The organism is Burkholderia sp. 9775_39, from assembly GCF_015712225.1.
Taxonomy (GTDB): domain Bacteria; phylum Pseudomonadota; class Gammaproteobacteria; order Burkholderiales; family Burkholderiaceae; genus Burkholderia; species Burkholderia cenocepacia.
Map to the genome: position 1 here is coordinate 27,074 of NZ_JACCQC010000020.1, position 16,618 is coordinate 43,691.

Annotated in this window: 14 protein-coding genes; 4 read left to right on the plus strand and 10 right to left on the minus strand. The window is 69.5% G+C overall.

The genetic code is table 11. The annotated features are described in order from the left end of the window. Positions 1-114: 114 nt before the first annotated feature. Both H0X90_RS24710 and H0X90_RS24715 read left to right on the plus strand, forming a co-directional pair. Positions 115-810, plus strand: a complete 696-nt coding sequence (locus H0X90_RS24710; protein WP_077189920.1) for a PIG-L family deacetylase — start codon at positions 115-117, stop codon at positions 808-810. Then, positions 789-1,712 (plus strand): glycosyltransferase family 2 protein, encoded by a 924-nt coding sequence (locus H0X90_RS24715; RefSeq protein ID WP_077189921.1) that lies wholly within the window; start codon positions 789-791, stop codon positions 1,710-1,712. The genes H0X90_RS24710 and H0X90_RS24715 overlap by 22 nt, the downstream gene beginning before the upstream one ends. Before the next feature lie 17 nt (positions 1,713-1,729). Here the strand turns inward: H0X90_RS24715 and H0X90_RS24720 are convergent, their stop codons facing one another. After that, positions 1,730-3,097: a sigma-54 dependent transcriptional regulator gene (locus H0X90_RS24720; protein ID WP_077189922.1), complete on the minus strand. Its 1,368-nt coding sequence runs from the start codon at positions 3,095-3,097 to the stop codon at positions 1,730-1,732. A gap of 514 nt (positions 3,098-3,611) precedes the next feature. Between H0X90_RS24720 and H0X90_RS24725 the strand changes: the two genes are divergently transcribed. Beyond that, on the plus strand, positions 3,612-4,646 hold the full coding sequence (locus H0X90_RS24725; protein WP_006498369.1) for a sigma-54-dependent Fis family transcriptional regulator: 1,035 nt from the start codon (positions 3,612-3,614) through the stop codon (positions 4,644-4,646). A gap of 23 nt (positions 4,647-4,669) precedes the next feature. Here the strand turns inward: H0X90_RS24725 and H0X90_RS24730 are convergent, their stop codons facing one another. Together H0X90_RS24730 and H0X90_RS24735 are read right to left on the minus strand one after the other, a co-directional pair. Continuing rightward, entirely contained in the window at positions 4,670-5,620 is a 951-nt protein-coding gene (locus tag H0X90_RS24730; protein ID WP_034203640.1) for a glycosyltransferase family 4 protein, read from the minus strand. Further along, positions 5,610-6,698 carry a glycosyltransferase family 9 protein gene (locus H0X90_RS24735; protein WP_043206015.1) on the minus strand — a complete coding sequence of 363 codons (1,089 nt, stop codon included), beginning with the start codon at positions 6,696-6,698 and terminating at the stop codon, positions 5,610-5,612. The genes H0X90_RS24730 and H0X90_RS24735 overlap by 11 nt, the downstream gene beginning before the upstream one ends. An 89-nt stretch (positions 6,699-6,787) precedes the next feature. On the opposite strand from H0X90_RS24735, the gene H0X90_RS24740 reads away from it, so the two are divergent. After that, complete coding sequence (locus H0X90_RS24740) at positions 6,788-7,840, plus strand: RNA-guided endonuclease TnpB family protein (protein ID WP_077189923.1); 1,053 nt, start codon at positions 6,788-6,790, stop codon at positions 7,838-7,840. Positions 7,841-7,853: 13 nt separating this feature from the next. Here H0X90_RS24740 and H0X90_RS24745 read toward each other — a convergent pair whose 3' ends face one another. The 7 genes from H0X90_RS24745 to H0X90_RS24775 form a co-directional block, all read right to left on the minus strand. Continuing rightward, positions 7,854-8,855, minus strand: a complete 1,002-nt coding sequence (locus H0X90_RS24745; protein ID WP_077190204.1) for a glycosyltransferase family 2 protein — start codon at positions 8,853-8,855, stop codon at positions 7,854-7,856. Continuing rightward, entirely contained in the window at positions 8,852-10,597 is a 1,746-nt protein-coding gene (locus H0X90_RS24750) for a carbamoyltransferase C-terminal domain-containing protein (RefSeq protein WP_006498374.1), read from the minus strand. Before H0X90_RS24750 ends, H0X90_RS24745 begins: the two co-directional genes overlap by 4 nt. Positions 10,598-10,600: 3 nt before the next feature. Beyond that, positions 10,601-11,803, minus strand: coding sequence for a glycosyltransferase family 9 protein (locus H0X90_RS24755; RefSeq protein ID WP_034204041.1), 1,203 nt, complete (start codon positions 11,801-11,803; stop codon positions 10,601-10,603). Continuing rightward, on the minus strand, positions 11,800-12,411 hold the full coding sequence (locus H0X90_RS24760) for an HAD-IIIA family hydrolase (RefSeq protein ID WP_006498376.1): 612 nt from the start codon (positions 12,409-12,411) through the stop codon (positions 11,800-11,802). The genes H0X90_RS24755 and H0X90_RS24760 overlap by 4 nt, the downstream gene beginning before the upstream one ends. Next, complete coding sequence (locus tag H0X90_RS24765; RefSeq protein WP_006498377.1) at positions 12,402-13,151, minus strand: SDR family oxidoreductase; 750 nt, start codon at positions 13,149-13,151, stop codon at positions 12,402-12,404. Before H0X90_RS24765 ends, H0X90_RS24760 begins: the two co-directional genes overlap by 10 nt. A gap of 184 nt (positions 13,152-13,335) precedes the next feature. Then, a complete protein-coding gene (locus H0X90_RS24770; protein ID WP_043205925.1) occupies positions 13,336-13,863 on the minus strand; it encodes a hypothetical protein in 528 nt (175 codons plus the stop codon). After that, complete coding sequence (locus H0X90_RS24775) at positions 13,805-16,615, minus strand: ABC transporter transmembrane domain-containing protein (RefSeq protein ID WP_227739745.1); 2,811 nt, start codon at positions 16,613-16,615, stop codon at positions 13,805-13,807. The genes H0X90_RS24770 and H0X90_RS24775 overlap by 59 nt, the downstream gene beginning before the upstream one ends. Between the last annotated feature and the right edge of the window lie 3 nt (positions 16,616-16,618).

The following is a 16,618-nucleotide window of genomic DNA, read 5'->3' on the forward strand; positions in this document are numbered from 1 at the left end:
CACGCTCCTGCGGGGACAGTCGGCGGCGACCGGCGTGGCGGCCGCCGGCGGGCACGGCACATGCTGGCCGACCGGAACCGCGGCCCGGCCGCTCACGAAGGAGATCTTCACGCCATGCCCGACCCGACACGCTGGCTCGTCGTCTCGCCGCATCTCGACGATGCCGTCTTCAGTTGCGGGCAACTGCTCGCGCAGGCGCCCGGCTCGATCGTCGTCACCGTGTTCGCGGGGATGCCGCCGCCTGGCATGCCCGCACCGCCGTGGGATCGCCGCGCGGGCTTCCATCACGCGGACGAAGCGATGCGCGCGCGCCGCGACGAAGACCGCCGCGCGCTGGCGCTGCTCGACGCACACCCCGTGTGGCTCGATTTCCTCGACGATCAGTACGGCATACCGTCTACGTCGACCGCGATCGCCACACGCGTGGCCGCGGCGATCGACACGTACCCGGGCTTCGGCGTGCTCGCGCCGGCCGGCCTGTTCCATCGCGATCACCTGCAGGTGCAGGAGGCCATGCTGTGGCTGCTGCGTGACGACGATCCGTCGCACGTCTGGCGCTTCTACGAGGACGTGCCCTATCGCCGCATCGACGGGCTGATGGCCAGGCGCGTGGCCGGCTGGCGCGAGCGTGGCTGGATCGCGCATCCGGTCGCGACGCCAGCCGGCGGTGATACGAACAGCGCCGCCGCGAAAGCCGCCGCCGTCGACGCGTACGCCAGCCAGGTCACGCTGCTCGAGCCTCATATGCGCGCCGCTCTCCGCGAACCCGAAATGATCTGGCGGCTCGAATGCGACGTCACGTCCGCGTAACGCCCGCCCGTATCGCGCTGCCGCCGGGCGAGCCGCGCGTGACCGCCATCGTGCTGACCTGCCGGCGCGCCGCGGAACTCGCGCGCACGCTCGACCATCTTTCCAGGCTGCCCGACCGGCCGGCGATCGTCGTCGTCGACAACGCGGCGGACGCCGAGACGGCCACCCTGATCCGCGAACGCTTTGCGCATGTCGCGCTCGTGCATGCGCCGGGCAACCTTGGCGCGGCCGGCCGCAATCTCGGCGTCGCCGTCGCCCGCACGCGCCACGTCGCGTTCTGCGACGACGACACGTGGTGGGCGCCCGGCTCCATCGCCGACGCGGCGAACCTGCTCGACGCGTATCCGCACGTCGCGGCCGTCACCGCGCGCGTGCTGGTGGGCCCCGACGAACGCGAGGACCCGACCTGCCGGCTGATGGCCGACAGCCCGCTCGACGCGCCCGTCGCGCTGCCGGGCCGCCCGATCCTCGGGCTGCTGGCCGGCGCGACCGCGTTCCGGCGCGACGCGTTCGTGCGCGCGGGCGGCTACCATCCGCGCTACTTCCTCGGCGGCGAGGAAGCGCTGCTCGCGCTCGATCTGACGCGCGCCGGCCACTGGCTCGTGTATGCGCCGGGACTGACGGTCCATCACTACCCGTCGACGCGGCGCGACCGGCCGGCACGTGCGCGCACCGCCGCGCGCAACGCGGTGTGGACCGCGTGGCTCAGATGGCCGGCCGCCGCCGCGTGGCGCCATACGGTGCGCATGCTGCCGCTGCTGCGCCGCGAACGTGCAGTGGTGCGCACCTTCGCGGGCCTGCCGTGGATCCTGCGCGAACGACGCACGATCCCGCCGCACGTCGAACGCATGCGCCGCCGCCTCGAACGCGACACGCGCCGCGAGGCCGAAACGGGAACATGAACGCGATCGTAGCGGCATCAGGAATCCGGCTTCTCCGCTTCGTCTTCCAGTTGCGCGAGCCGGTTGTAGATCGTCTTCAGGCTGACGTCGAGCACCTCGGCCGCCTGCGCCTTCACGCCGCCGCATTGCGCGATCGTGCCGAGGATCAGCTTGCGGTCGACTTCCTCGAGCGGCGTGCCGAACGGCACCGTCACGCGATCTTCATGCGAATCGACCATGCTGGACAGCTCGTCCATGATCGGCGGCGGCAGCGTGTCGATCACGTCGGCGTCGGTGAAGATGCTCGCGCGCTGCACGAAGTTGCGCAGCTCGCGCACGTTGCCGGGCCATTCGTAGGTCTTCAGCGCTTCGCGCGCGGCCGGCGCGAAGCGCAGGTTGCGGCCGGTCTCTTCGTTGTAGCGCTGCAGGAACGCGTCGGCGAGCATCGGAATGTCGTCGCCGCGTTCACGCAGCGACGGCAGCGGAATCGGGAACACGTTGATCCGGTGGAACAGGTCGGGCCGCAGCTTGCCGTCGGCCATCGCGGCTTCCGGGTCGCGGTTGGTCGCGGCGACGATGCGCACGTCGACGTCGATCTCGCGCGTCGAGCCGAGCCGCGTGAGGCGTCCGGTCTCCAGCACGCGCAGCAGCTTGACCTGCGACTCGAGCGGCATCTCGGTGATTTCGTCGAGAAACAGCGTGCCGCCGTCCGCGCGTTCGAAGAAGCCCTTGTGCTGACGTTCCGCGCCGGTGAAGCTGCCGCGGTCGTGGCCGAACATCTCGCTCTCGACGAGATTCGCGGCGATCGCGCCGCAGTTCACCGCGAGAAACGGCCCGCGGCGGCGCAGGCTCAGGTCGTGCACGGTCTGCGCGGCGAGTTCCTTGCCGGTGCCCGATTCGCCGGTGAGCAGCACCGACGCTTCGGTGCGCGCGACGCGGCCGATCGCGTCGTAGACGGCCTGCATCGCGGGCGAGCTGCCGAGCATGCGGCCGAACCGGCCGAGGCGCTGCAGTTCCGAGCGCAGTTCGGCGATTTCCTCGTGCAGCGCGGTCGTGCGCGGCACGCGCGCGAAGATGCTGTTCAGCCGCTGCATGTTGAGCGGCTTCACCAGATAATCGGTCGCGCCGCGCCGCAATGCGTCGATCGCGGTTTCGAGGCTCGCGTGGCCGGTGGTCAACACCATTTCGCAATGCCCGCGCTTGGGCAATGCGTCGAACAGCTCCATCCCGTTGCCGTCGGGCAGCACGAGGTCGCACAGCACGAGATCGGGGGTATGCGTCGAGACGAGCGTGCGCGCTTCTTCAAGCGTCGCCGCCGTATCGCACGAAAGCTGCTGCGTGCGCGCGAGCGTGGCCAGCATCGTTCGCGTATCGGCGTCGTCTTCGACGATCAGGACGTAAGGCATCGAGACTCCTTGTAATGCGGCCCGGCAGGTACGTCGGCCGGCACCGCGACACGTGCAGCGCAATGCACGTCATGGGGCCCGTTCATGCTGATGACGGGCTTGCGCCGGCCCCCGGAAGGGCCGAGCGCGAGGATGGCGACGAAGCGAATACGCGACGTATTCGCGACGAGCATGACGCGGCGCTCGGCCCTTCCGGGGGGCCAGCGCCACGCATGCATTTTTCCAAACAAGGGAACGTGCGCTGGCCCAAGACGGCATCTTCAACGCTGCACACGAACGGACAGACAAGCTGTCCTGCATGGGAAAACAGGTGCTTAGCAGTATAGAAGAACGATGTCGTCCATTCGCGACCCATCGAATAAATCTATCTGCTGACGTAAGCCGCATTGCCAGATTCAATGTCGGCGAATCGGTATAAAAGGTATCCTGCGTACGTGAAAGACGACGTGTGCCACGTCATTTTTTACCTGGTCACGACGCATTCGGTCAAAACTTCCCAACCCGGTCATACTCCATGTCGAAATCCGACGATGACGGCACGCGACTGTTCGGCCGTTCGCGAACAATTCAGGAACTGCTGCTGAAAGTGTCGCGCGTCGCCGCCACCCGCGTGAGTGTGCTGGTGGTCGGCGAAAGCGGTGCGGGCAAGGATATCGTCGCCCGGCTCATTCACGACATGAGCCCGCGCCGGCGCGGCCCGTTCGTGCCCGTCAACTGCGGCGCGATTGCGAAGGACATCGCGGAGTCGCAGTTGTTCGGCCACGAAAAAGGCAGCTTCACGGGCGCCGTCGCGCAACACGTGGGCATGTTCGAAGCCGCACGCGGCGGCACGCTGTTTCTCGACGAGATCGCCGAGATGCCGCTCGAATTGCAGGTCAAGCTGCTGCGCACGCTCGAAACCAACACGATCGTGCGCGTGGGCGGCCACGAGGCGATTCCGCTCGACGTGCGGATCGTCGCGGCCACCCACCATGATCCGGTCGAGGCGTTGCGCAGCGGCCGGCTGCGCGAGGACCTGTTCTACCGGATCGCGCCGATCGCGCTGCACGTGCCCGCGCTCAGGCAGCGCGAGGACGACGTCGGCGACATCGCGCTGCAGATCGTCGAGCGGCTGAACGCGCGGCACCGTACGAGAAAGCGCCTGTCGACGCAGGCGATGAAGGCGCTGCGCGCGTACACGTGGCCCGGCAACGTGCGCGAATTGCGCAACGCGCTGGAGCGCGCGTTCATCCTCGCCGACGAGCAGATCGAACTGCAGTTGCCGCGCCGCCAGCCGCCGCGCGAGGAAGTGCGCCACAACGCGATGACGCTGCATATCGGCACGACGCTCGCGCATACGCAGCAGCGCTTCATCGTCGCGTCGCTACGGCATTTCAACGGCGACAAGCCGCGCACCGCGAAGGCGCTCGGCATCAGCCTGAAAACGCTGTACAACCGCCTCGCGCTGCTGCCGGAAAACGAGCGCAACGCGGTCAGCGGCGCGCCGCCGGCGCCGAATGCCGCGAACGGCGGAAACGCCTCCGGTTCGCCGCCCGCGACGACGCCGTGAACGCGGCCGGCACGCCGCCGCGCTCACGTCGTCACATCGCGGAGGGCGGCGTCCCAGTCGCGCGCGAACCGTTCGATGCCGAAGCGCTCGCACGCGTCGCGTTTGGCTGCGGCGCCCCATTCGCGCGCCAGGTCCGGATCGCGGATCAACATCCGCATCGCGTCGATCAGCACGGCCGGCCGCGTATCGGCCACGCCGTTGCTGCCGGTCTTCACGAGTTGCGCCATCTCGGTCGTCGCGAGCGCTACGATCGGCAGCCCGATCATCATCGCCTCGATCACCGCGAGCCCGAGACTCGTGTAGCGAATCGGGTTGAAGAAGAACCGGTAGTGCGACAGGAATTGCGGCAGCGCCGGGTTCGGCACTTCGCCGATCCCGCCGAGATCGGTCGAGCCCATCCCGACCAGGTCGATCGGCACGCTGTGCCGCACGACCTCGAACAGGTCCGCGCCGAGGCGCCGGCCGCGGCGCGCAAGGTTGTTCACGACGGCCACGCCCTTCGGCAGCGTGCCGTGATACTCGACGCCTTCCGGCATCAGCACGCCGTGCTCGATCACGCGCGTCGGCGTCACGCCGTTGTCCCACATCAGCGCGTTGAACGGCGTCACGTGCACCAGCAACACGTTCGGGTCCTGCACCGGATGCAGCGTGTCGGTCGGATGCTCGCGCGGCGGATCATGCTCGACGAACAGCGTCGGCAGCGCGCGCTGCGCTTCGCTCAGCAGCCGCAGGCGGTCGTGCTGATAATGCTTCACGTGCTGGTACAGCACGCAGTCGAATGCGGTGTCGCGCACGCATTCGGCCGGCACCTCATGGACGTTGTCGCCCCACGGCAGGTGCCCGACGCGGCCCGCGTAGCCGGGCGGATGCTGCGGCTTCGTCACGATGTAGAAATCGTGCGGCGCCTGCGACAGGTAATACAGGTAATTGCCATGCACGTGCCAGGTCAGCACGCGCAACCGCTTACGTGACATGACGTCTCTCCTCCGCGAGCAGTTCGCCCGCCCGGTCGATCACTTCGCCGACGCCGATCGCCGTCGCGCACTCGTGCCCGTACGGACACGACTCGAACATGCACGGGCGGCACGCCGGGTAGTTCGCGAGCACGCGATGGCGTTCGGCGTCGAGCGGCGCCCAGCGGGCCGTATCGCTGCCGCACGCGATGACGATGCTCGGCGTGCCGAGCGCCGCCGCGACGTGCGACACGCCCGTGTCGTTGCACAACAGCAGCCGCGCGCGGGCGATCAGCGCGGCGAGCGCGCCGAGCGGCGTGCGGCCGCACAGGTTCACGCACGGCCGCCCGAGGTGTTCGGCGAACGCGCTCGCCAACGCCAGTTCCGCGCGCGTGCCGGTCAGCACGATCTGCCAGCCGTCGTCCGCGAGTTGCCGCGCGGCGAGCGCGAAGCGTTCGACCGGCCAGCGCCGCGACGCCATCCGCGCGCCGGGATGAACGATCACGTAGCGGCCGGGATCGAGCGCGTGCTCGTCGCAGAGCACGTGCCACAGCGCGTAGTCGAGGCCGCCGAGCGGGAATTCGAGGTAGTCGCCCCAGTCCGCGTAGCCGAGCTTGCGCGTGAGCGCCAGATAGCGCGTCACTTCCGGTTCGTCGTCGCGCCACACGAGCGCGCAGTCGAGCGCGGTCGTGCCACCGTCGGCCGGCACGAAGCCGGCCGTGCGGGTCGCGCCGAGCGACGCGACGATCGCGTTCGTGTGCGCGCCGCTGCCGTGCAGTTGGATCGCGAGGTCGAAGTCGCGCGAGCGACATTCGGCGATGAACGCTTCGCGCGTGGCCGCGTCGGGTTCGGGCTGCTCGCCGAGCCCCGGCGCGCCGGGGAATGCGATGAAGCTGTCGATGTAGTCCGAGAAGCGCGACGCGAACTCGCGCGCCCACGGCAGCCCGATCAGCGTGATGCGCGCGTCGGGTTCGCCACGCCGCAGCGCGCGCAGCGCAGGCACCGCGCACAGCATGTCGCCGAGCTGCAACGCGCGGAACACCGCGATCCGCTTCGGGCCGCGCGGGCCGTCGGAATCGACGCTGGAATCGAGCTTCATCATTTGCTCCGAGAAACCCCGTCCTTCAGGACGGAGAGGAAAGGCGTGCTGTCGACAGGCTGCTTCTTCCACGGGTTAGGATCACCGGCATGATCCTTGTCTATCGCTACCGCGTGAAATCGCTCAATGGACTGCTCAACAAGCAGAGCCGTGCGGTGAACTACGTCTGGAACTTCTGCAACGACACGCAGAAGCACGCGCTCAAGTGGAATAAGAAATGGCCGACGGGTTTTGATCTGAACGTGCTGACGACCGGCAGCAGCAAGGCGCTCGGCATCCATTCCGGCACGATCAACGCGACGTGCGAGCAATACGCGAAGTCGCGCAGTCGGAACCGTCGGCCTTACCTGCGCTATCCCGGCATGAAATCGCTGGGCTGGGTGCCGCTGAAGGGCCGAGACCTGAAGCGCGAAGGCGAAGCGTTTCGCTTTGCCGGCAACACCTTCCGCGTGTTCAACAGTCGACCGCTTCCCGAATGCAAGATCAAGGACGGGACCAATTTTGCGCAGGATGCGCGCGGCAACTGGTTTCTCAACATCGTGATCGAGATGCCCGATGTGCAGGTCCGCCCGGTCCGCTCCGGTGTCGGCATCGATCTCGGCCTGAAAGACTTCGCCACGCTTTCGACCGGAGAAAAACTGCCGAATGACCGGTTCGGCCGATGCGCGGCAGAAAAGCTGACGAAAGCGCAGCGAGCACGAAAGCACAAGCGACATATCGCGAAGCTGCACGCAAAGATCTCGAATGCCCGTGCCGATTTCCAGCACAAGCTCGCGCTCGATCTGGTGCGGCGCTTCGATTACATCGCGGTCGGCAACGTGTCGGCGGTCAAACTCGCCAGAACCAGGATGGCGAAGAGCGTCTACGACGCATCCTGGTCGTCCTTCCGAAACAAGCTCCGTTACAAAGCGATCGCGCACGGAGCCACGTTCGAGGAAGTGGACGAAAGCGGTTCTACCCAGTCCTGTTCGTCGTGCGGATCGAAAGACAGCACGACGCGGCCGAAAGGTATCGCGGGACTGCGAATAAGAGAGTGGGCCTGTAGTGACTGTGGTGTCGAACATGATCGAGATACCAACGCTGCGTTGAACATTCTCCGATGCGGACGTGCATCGCCAGGTGTGGGAATCCTCTCCCCTTAAGGAGATGAGGGCGTCAAAGGAAGAGCACTCTGAAGTGAAGCGCGCCGCGCATGCGCCAGTACAGCGACACGGGCGGAATCGCGATGGACGTGACGATCATCTCGGCCACATGCGACGGCGTGAGCTGCGTGCCGCGCAGCCGTTTCGCGCAGAACCCCGCGGTAATCGCGGCCCACACCGCCGCACACACGATGGCCGGCGCCGGCCAGCCGGCCGCGAAACAGCCGAGCGCGCCGAGCGCGGCGAGCACGGCCGCGTAGTAATGCCACGGCGGCGTCGGCCGGATATGGCGCCGATAGGTCGTGCGATGCTTCTTGTACAACAGCGCATCGAAATACACCTTCGACTGCGCGCCGATGCTCGATCCCCAGCGTGCGGGACGCACCGGATGCACGATGCGCGCGGCGTCGGCGTCGACGATCGGCCCCGCATGCTCGCGCAGCGCGAACATCAGGTCGGCGTCCTCGCGCCACGCGCGCGTGAAGCGCTCATCGAAGCCGCCGACGCGTTCGAGCGCCGCGCGCCGCACGAAGCAGTTGGCGGTCGCGAATTCCGCGTGCGCGAGCCCCGCCGCGTCGCGTTCGTAGTCGGTCGGGCGCGGCCGCAACGGCACGTCGATCCGGCCGGCCGCGGCCGCCGCCGACGGCTCGGCCAGCAGCGCGGCCGCACCGTGGCGCAGCCAGCTCGGATCGGGAATCGTGTCGTCGTCGGTGAATGCGATCAGCGCGCCGCCCGCGCTGCGCCAGCCGACGTTGCGCGCACCGGCCGGCCCCTGCGTGTCGGGCGCGGTCATGTAGCGGATCACCGGCACGTCGGTCACGCGCGCGCGGCACGCATCGACGACGGCGCGCGCACTGCCGGCCGGATCGTCGTCCACGACGACGATCTCGTAGGTGGTCGGATCGAACACCTGCACGCACAGCGCGTCGAGGCAGCGTTCGAGCAGATCGGGCCGCCGGTAGGTCGGCACGACGACCGACACGACCGGCGGCAGGTGCGTGTCGCGCATGTTCATCTCGGCTTCTCCAGCAGGAACGGGCCGATCACGAGCGCGTCGAGCGGCGACGTCCAGAAGCATTCGATCGCGTCGCGCGGCGAGCATACGATCGGTTCGCCGCGCGTGTTGAACGACGTGTTGACGAGCACCGGCACGCCGGTGAGCGCGTCGAACTCGGTCAACAGCGCATGCAGCAGCGGATGCTGGCTTTCGTCGACGGTCTGCACGCGCGCGGTGCCGTCGATGTGGCGCACGGCCGGAATCCTGTCGGCGCGCTCCGGCACGACGTCGTACACGAACAGCATGAACGGCGCGCGCAGCGGCGTGCCGCGGCCGCCGCTGAACCAGTGATGCGCACGATCCTCGAGCACGACCGGCGCGACCGGCCGGAAATCCTCGCGATCCTTGATCCGGTTCAGCTTGCGCTGCATGTCCGGATCGATCGGCGACGCGAGGATCGACCGCGCACCGAGCGCGCGCGGCCCGAACTCCATGCGCCCCTGGAACCAGCCGATCACGCGGTTCGCGGCGAGCAGCGCGGCCGTCTGCGCGGCGACGTCGGCGAGCCGCCGGTACGGCAGCTGCGCCTCCTTCAGGAACGCCTCGATCGCATCGTCGTCGTAGGCCGGGCCGAGATACGCATGGTCCATGCGCCAGCCGCCGCGCTCGCCGCGCATCCGGAAGTCGGTCCATAGCGCGGCGCCGAGCGCCGTGCCCGCGTCGCCGGCGGCCGGTTGCACCCACACGTCGTCGAACGGGCCGCGATCGCGGATCTTCGCGTTCATCACGCAGTTCAGCGCGACGCCGCCCGCCATCGCGAGCTGCCGCTCGCCGGTCTCGGCGGCCAGCCAGTCGACCGCCTGCAGCGTCGTCTCCTCGAGCACCAGTTGCAGCGCATGCGCGATGTCGCAGTGATGCGGCTCGATCGGGCCGCCGCGTTCGCGCGGCGGGCCGAATCGCGCGGCCAGATCGTCGTCGACCACGTCGTAGCGCCCTTCGCCGCGATACCGCACCAGCTTGCGCATCTCGTCGGCGAACACCGGCTTGCCGTACGACGCGAGCGCCATCACCTTGTATTCGTCGGACGAGTGCAGGAAGCCGAGATAGCGGGTCACGCGCTCGTACAGCAGCCCGAGCGAATGTGGCAGGTTGACCTGCCCGAGCCGCCGGTACGCGCGGCCGTCGAACACGCCGTAGCTCGTCGTCGCGCGCTCGCCGCGCCCGTCCATCGTCATCACCGCGCAGCGCTCGAACGGCGCCGCGAGAAACGCGCTCGCCTCGTGCGCGAGATGGTGCTCGATGAAATGCCAGCGGAACGGCCCGTCGTGCGTGACGCCGCGAAAGCGCCGCTGCAGATGATGCGGCACGCCGCCCGCGAGCTGCCGCGGCGCGTTGACGATCGACGACAGGAACAGCGGATGCCACGGCGACGCGCCGTCCTCGCGCGGCGCATGCGCGGACGGCGACAGCGGCAAAGTCAACGCCTGCGGCGTGCCTTCGCGGTCGAGTTCGAACCACGGGTCGTACGAGTACGCGACGTGGTCCACGTCCGCGAGCGTGATGCCGGCTTCCGCGAGGCAATAGTCGATCGCATGGAAAGGCAGCTCCCAGGTCGAGAACGGCACCGGGCGCTTCGCGTGCTTCACGTGCGTGAAGCGTTCGTCCTCGGCCGCCGCGATCACGACGCCGTCGCGCACGATGCACGCGGCGCTGTCGTGGAAGGCGGCGTTGATGCCGAGCGTATGGATCGGGTCAGGCATGCGTCAGTTCCTCGTGATGACGTGCGCGAACGGAAGCACGTTCGATGCGGGCACCGCGACCGGCTCGCTGCCGTGCGCGGCAGCCCGCGCGGCTGCGCGTTGCGCATGGCGCGCGCTGCCGCGCAGCAACGCGTGCACGGCGGCGACCACATCGTCGACGCTCACGCCGCGCAGGCACGGATGGCCGGGCTGGTTGCACACGCTGCGATAGCAGTTGCGGCACGGCACGTCGACGTTCAGCACACGGTGCGGCACACGCCACGGCGTGTGCTGCGGATTGGTCAGTGCGTACAGGTCGACCACCGGCGTGCCGAGCGCGGCCGCGAGATGCACGGGGCCGCTGTTGTTCGACAGCAGCAGGTCGGCCGTTTCGATCAGCGCGCCGAGTTCGCCGAGCGGCAAGACGCCGGCCAGCGGCACGGCGCGCGGCCCCGCGCGTTCGCACACCGCGTCGACCAGCGCGCGCTCGTCCGCGCTGCCCGTCACCGCGATGCCGTCGAACAGCGGCGCGACGGCGGCGGCCGCTTCGCCGAAGCGCTCGGCCGGCCAGCGCCGCGACGCCGCGCTCGCGCCCGGATGGACGACCAGCCAGCGCGCGCGTGGCGCCTCCGGCTGGCGCGCGCCGCCAAAGCGTTGCAACGCGGCCTGCAAGCGTGCGTGCACCGCGCGCCGCGCCGCGTCGCCCGGCTCGAACGCCATGCGCCAGTCCGACGTCGTCGCGCCGACCGTGCGCACCAGCGCGAGCTGGCGCGCGACCTCGTGGCGCACGTGCGATTCCGGCTCGGTTTCCGGCACGCGGTCGGTCAGCAGTTCGTACGGGTTCTCGCGGCAATGCGCGAGCCGCAACGGAATGCCGGCGAGCCAGCACATCATCGCGGCGGGCAGCGGATTCTGGCTGTAGACGGTGAAGATCACGGCCGCGTCGAAGCGGCCCGCCAGCAGCCGGTCGATCATGTCGAGATCGGCGACCGGGTCGCCCCGCGTGTCCGGATGCTTGACCCACGGCGCGTCGTAGGACCACACGTCGTCGACCATCGGCAGGTGCTTCGCGAGCGCGGCGCCCGTGCGCGACGTCAGCAGCGTCAGCCGGCGGTCATGGCCGCCCTCCTTCAGCGCGCGCAGCGCGGGCGTCGTCATCAGCACGTCGCCGATGCTGTCGAGCCGCACGCACAGGATGCGGCGGGCGCGGCTCCAGGCGGTGCTCATCGCCGCACCCACGAGCCGTGCCGGCGCACGGCCTCGCGCACGACGATGTCGGCGGCCAGGTCGATGCGATCGACGACGTGGTGCGGCGTGCGGGCGGCGTTCAGGCGCCACTCGGTCTCGTTGCCGCAGTCGACCAGGATCGTGCCGCAGCGCGCGGTGCGGCCGGCTTCGACGTCGTCGAGGATGTCGCCGATCATCCAGCTCCATTCGGGGACGACGCCGAGCGCGGTCAGCGCGCGGCGCAGCATGCCGGGGCGCGGCTTGCGGCAGATGCAGTCACAGGTGTAGCGCGGCACGCTGCCTCGCGGGTGATGCGGGCAGTAAAAAAAATCCGCCAGCGTCGCGCCGTTCGCTTCGAACAGTTCGGCGAGACGCTGGCGGACCGCGCCAAGCTCGTTTTCGGTAAAGCGGCCGAGCGCGACGCCCGGCTGGTTCGACACGACCGCCAGCGGCATGCCGGTCGCGCCGAGGGTGCGCAGCGCGCGCGCCGCGCCCGGCGCGAGGCGCATGTGCGCGGGATCGACGTTGTACGGCACGTCCTCCAGCAGCGTGCCGTCCTTGTCGAGCAGCACCGCGCCGGGCAGCCGCCGTTCGCGCTTCAGGGCCATGACGTCTCCTTCATCGGCAGCACCATCAGTTCCGGCACCACGGTGCCCGGCGGCTGCGTCAGCACGAAGCGCACGGCGGCCGCCACGTGCTCCGGCGGCTGCAGCGTCTCCTCGTCGATGTCCGGAAAGCGGTCGAGCAGGAACGGCGTGCGCATCCCGCCCGCGACGATCGCCGACACGCGCACGCCGCTCGGCCGCAGTTCGGCATGCAGCGCGTGCGACAGGCCGAGCAGGCCCCACTTCGTCGCGTGATACGCGGAGGCGTTCGGCCACGCGCGCTTCGACGCGGTCGACGCGATGTTGACGATGTGTCCGTCGCCGCGCGCCTTCATCATCGGCACGGCCGCGTGGCACATCAGGTACGGGCCGAACAGGTTCGTCATCAGCACCTGCTGCCAGGCCTCGACGCTCACGTCGTCGATCGGCGCGGTCACGTCGATCGCCGCGTTGTTGACGATCACGTCGAGGTCGCCGAGCGACTCGCGCGCGTCGTGCACGACCTGCAGCACCGACGCTTCGTCGCGCACGTCGAGCGGCCGCCCCACCGCGTGGCCGCCGTGCCGCTCGAGCCGCTGCGCGACGGCCGCCGCGCGGTCGCCGTCGAGATCGGCGACGACGACGTGCGCGCCATGCTGCGCAAGCTCCTCGCAAATGGCTTCGCCGAGACCGCGGCCGCCCCCGGTCACGAGTGCGGTCCGGCCGGCGAGCGGCGGTCTGGCTGGATCGTGAGTCGCGTTCACCTGCACCTCCTGTCGATGTCGGAAAGCCATCCGGCTGACGGCGACACTTGTCGCGACAACCGTCCGTGCATGAGGTACAGCGAAAACCGTGCCGGCCTGCGTGCGCCCGCGCCGCGTCGGGCTGTGCCGCGCGCCCGCTGGCTTTTTTATAACCGGCTGTAAAAACGGGTCCGGGCCGCCGCGCTCAGATCGCGAGCCCGTCGGGCGTCGCCTGCGCGCGGTGCTTGGCGAGCGCGCGCAGGCAGTGCGCGATACAGCCCGCGAACGCCTCGTCGAACCACGGCTGCGCGCCCGACACGCCGACCACGATGCCGCCGAGCGCGACGCCGCCCCACAGGTTCGTGTCGCCGGCGCGCAGCCGGTACGGCTCCAGCGCCTGCACGACGTGGCCGTCGCGGCCGGTTTCCCACGACAGCCGCGCCTTGGCCCGCGCGTAAGCGCGATAGTCGGCGTCCCAGTCCTTCGGGTCGGGCAGCGAAAACTCATACAGGATCGCGTCCTCGAACGCCGCGTCGTGCGGCCCGAGCGCCGGGTCCATGATCACGATGTGCAGGCAGCCGCTGTCGCCGACGAAGTCGCTCTGCAGCGCGGCGGACAGGCTCGGCAACAGCAGCTCGACGGCCGCCACCGCGGCCTGGCGGTCTGCGAACGCACTACCGCCGCGACGCGCGTTCAGGGTTTCGGGTGGCGTCGGATTCAGAAGGTTCGGCATGGATTTCTCCGGAGGAAAACGCGAGCGCACGCAACGCCGCGATCAGGTCGGCCGCTACCGCGGGCTTGGTCAGGTACGCATGGAAACCGGCTTCGACCGCCCGCGTGCGATCGCGGTCGCGCGCATGGCCGGACAAGGCCAGCGCCTCGAGCGGCGCGCGGCCGTCACGATCGCGATCGCGCGCGGCGTCGAGCTGGCGCACCCGCGACATCACCGCGTAGCCGTCCTCCTCGTCGTCGCCGAGGTCGATGTCGCAGACGAGCAGCGCCGGCCAGTCGGCCCGGCGCGCGCGCCACAGGTCGTCCAGCAATGCCTGGCCCGACGCATACGCGTGCACGTCGGCGCCGGCGACCTTCAGCAGCGCGGTGAGCGCCTCGCGCGCCTCGTCGTGATCGTCCACGCACGCGATGCGCAGGCCGTCGAGCGGCTTCGCCGCGGGCGCCGCGCCGGCATCCGGATTCGGCACGGCGCCGTCGGGTTGCATCGACGCGGGCGCCACCGCGCACATCGGCAGCGACAGGTGCAGCGTCACGCCGGTATCGTCGCGTTCGCGCACGACATAGCCGCCGGCCTCCTCGATCGCGTCCTGCAAGCGTTCGAGATCGATCAACGACAGTTCGGTGGCGTCGACGCCCGCGCATGCGATCGTGATCCGCGCTTCCGGGTCGTGGCGCGCGGTGCGCACCTCCAGCTGCCCGCCGCTGCTCGCGTCGACCGCGCCGCGGCACAGTTCCCACACGAAGCGCCGCAGCGCGGCCGGATCGGCCTTGACGACCAGATCCTCGTCCGACAGATGGCGAAACACCGGCACGCCGCGCTGCGCGGCCGCCTCCGCCAGCGAATCGAGCACCTGCGACACGAGCGGGTTGATGCGCACCGGCTGCCGCGCGAACTTCGCCTCCGTGCGTTCCAGTTCGCGCTGCTTCGCCTGCAGCGCCCACATCTGCGCATACACGCCGCCGCTTTCGAGCAGCTCGTCGTGGGTGCCGTGCTCGACGAGCCGGCCGTGCTCCATCACCAGGATGCGATCGGCATCGACGATCGTCGACAGCCGGTGCGCGATGATGAGGCTGGTGCGATGCTGCGCGACGCGCATCAGTTCCTGCTGGATCGCGCGCTCCGAGCGCGTGTCGAGCGCCGATGTCGCCTCGTCGAACACGACGATCGGCGGCGCCTTCAGCAACGCGCGCGCGATCGCGACCCGCTGCCGTTCGCCGCCCGACAGCCGTACGCCGCGCTCGCCGACGCGCGTGTCGTACGCGTCGGGCAGCCGCTCAATGAACGCGTCGAGCTGCGCGCCGCGCGCGGCCGCGATCACCTCGCCACGCGTCGCGTCGCGCTTGCCGTACGCGATGTTGTACGCGAGCGTGTCGTTGAACAGGATGGTGTCCTGCGGGACGATGCCGAGCGCGTCGCGCAGGCTGCGCTCGGTGACGAGCCGCAAGTCCTGGCCGTCGATCCGGATCGTGCCCGCGTCGGGCTGGTACAGCCGGAACAGCAGGCGCGCGAGCGTCGACTTGCCCGAGCCGCTGCCGCCGACCACCGCGACCGTCTGCCCGGCCTCGATACGGAACGACACGTCGAACAGAATCTGCCGGCTCGGCTCGTAGCCGAAGTCGACATGCTCGAACTCGATCGTGCCGCCACGTACGACGAGCGGCTGCGCGCCGGGCGCGTCGCCGTCCTCGCCCGGCTTGCCGCGCGCATCGAGCAGCCCGAACAGGCGCTCGATGTTCGTCATCGCGTCGTTCGCTTCGCGGAACACGAAGCCGAGCGCATTCAGCGGCAGGCTGATCTGGATGATGTACGCGTTGATCAGCACGAGATCGCCCACCGTCATCGTGCCGCGCGCGACATGTTGCCCGGCCAGCAGCATCACGGCCGCGATCCCCGCGCCGATGCACGCGCTCTGCCCGATATGCAGCGTCGACAGCGCGTACTGGTTGTCCACGCCGGCTTCGCGCCATTCGTCCAGCACGCGGTCGAGCCGGTCGCGCTCGACGTCCTCGCGCGCGAAGTACTTGACCGTGTCGACGTTCAGCAGGCTGTCGACCACGCGCGAATTCGACTCGGCCTCGAGCGCGTTCACGCGCCGCTGGTAACGCATGCGCCGACGCGTGAACACTCCCGTATACGCCGCGTAGACGGCGAACGTGACGAAAATGATCGCCGTGAAGCCGCCCCCGTACTTGCCGATGACGATCACGAGCACCGAGCCGATCTCGATGGCCGTCGGCACGACCGTGAACACCGCGACGCCGAGCAGATAGCCGATGCCGGCCGTGCCTTTCTCGAGATCGCGCACGACGGCGCCCGTCTCGCGCTGCGCATGAAAGCGCGCGCCGAGCCGGTGCAGGTGGCCGAACGTGCGCACGGTAAACGACGCGACCGTGTGCTGCGTGACCTGCACGAACGTCATGTCGCGCACTTCGTTCAGCGCGTTCGACGCGAAGCGCACCACCGCGTACGCGAACAGCAGCAGTACCGGCCACGCGACGGGCTGGCCGGCCGCGCGGCCGAAGCCGTCGACGATGTCCTTGAGCAGCAGCGGCACCGACACGGCCGCCGCTTTCGCGAGCACCAGCAGCACGATCGCCGCCAGCACGCGCGCACGGTAATGCCAGATCGCGCGCCAGAGTTCGACCGCGATCCGCACCCGCAGGCCGCGTTCGTCGCGGCGGCGGCCCTGGCGCGCGCGGCCTGCCGCTACGTCACGGTCCTTGGTTGGCGTTTCGTCGAGTCCGGTCGTCATGCA

Bases quoted from the DNA above. Each gene is read 5' to 3' on its own strand.
- H0X90_RS24710 (WP_077189920.1), top strand. From the start codon at position 115: ATGCCCGACCCGACACGCTGGCTCGTCGTCTCGCCGCATCTCGACGAT.
- H0X90_RS24715 (WP_077189921.1), top strand. From the start codon at position 789: ATGCGACGTCACGTCCGCGTAACGCCCGCCCGTATCGCGCTGCCGCCG.
- H0X90_RS24720 (WP_077189922.1), bottom strand. From the start codon at position 3,097: ATGCCTTACGTCCTGATCGTCGAAGACGACGCCGATACGCGAACGATG.
- H0X90_RS24725 (WP_006498369.1), top strand. From the start codon at position 3,612: ATGTCGAAATCCGACGATGACGGCACGCGACTGTTCGGCCGTTCGCGA.
- H0X90_RS24730 (WP_034203640.1), bottom strand. From the start codon at position 5,620: ATGTCACGTAAGCGGTTGCGCGTGCTGACCTGGCACGTGCATGGCAAT.
- H0X90_RS24735 (WP_043206015.1), bottom strand. From the start codon at position 6,698: ATGAAGCTCGATTCCAGCGTCGATTCCGACGGCCCGCGCGGCCCGAAG.
- H0X90_RS24740 (WP_077189923.1), top strand. From the start codon at position 6,788: ATGATCCTTGTCTATCGCTACCGCGTGAAATCGCTCAATGGACTGCTC.
- H0X90_RS24745 (WP_077190204.1), bottom strand. From the start codon at position 8,855: ATGAACATGCGCGACACGCACCTGCCGCCGGTCGTGTCGGTCGTCGTG.
- H0X90_RS24750 (WP_006498374.1), bottom strand. From the start codon at position 10,597: ATGCCTGACCCGATCCATACGCTCGGCATCAACGCCGCCTTCCACGAC.
- H0X90_RS24755 (WP_034204041.1), bottom strand. From the start codon at position 11,803: ATGAGCACCGCCTGGAGCCGCGCCCGCCGCATCCTGTGCGTGCGGCTC.
- H0X90_RS24760 (WP_006498376.1), bottom strand. From the start codon at position 12,411: ATGGCCCTGAAGCGCGAACGGCGGCTGCCCGGCGCGGTGCTGCTCGAC.
- H0X90_RS24770 (WP_043205925.1), bottom strand. From the start codon at position 13,863: ATGCCGAACCTTCTGAATCCGACGCCACCCGAAACCCTGAACGCGCGT.
- H0X90_RS24775 (WP_227739745.1), bottom strand. From the start codon at position 16,615: ATGACGACCGGACTCGACGAAACGCCAACCAAGGACCGTGACGTAGCG.